Raw genomic sequence first — 271 nt, 5'->3', positions numbered from 1 at the left:
ACTGGCGAAGGCTGTGAATTACTTAGTGAAGCTATTAGCGATTTACTCGCTAAGCAAATGCTTAATGAAACGTTATTACTCGCACCACAATATGGGCGTTTAAGAGCATCACTATTTAATTTAAGTGCAGTACACAATGAGCGGTTTGATGAACAAGGTAATTGGTTGCTTGATGTACGATTGCCTATGATTGAGTGGAACCGTTTAATTAAAGATTTTGGCCCTGAAATTGAAAGTTTTATTAGCTGAGATTAAAAACTGCAAGATTAAT

The 271-nt window shown here is 36.2% G+C and carries 1 protein-coding gene; it reads left to right on the top strand.

The features are described from left to right. On the top strand, nucleotides 1-249 hold a 249-nt coding region (locus SB751_RS30685; RefSeq protein WP_410749111.1), incomplete at its 5' end, for a hypothetical protein. Between the last annotated feature and the right edge of the window lie 22 nt (nucleotides 250-271).

This window comes from Cupriavidus sp. SIMBA_020 (assembly GCF_046535395.1).
GTDB classification, from domain to species: Bacteria; Pseudomonadota; Gammaproteobacteria; order Burkholderiales; family Burkholderiaceae; genus Cupriavidus; species Cupriavidus campinensis.
This window is presented reverse-complemented; position numbering and strand designations above follow the sequence as displayed.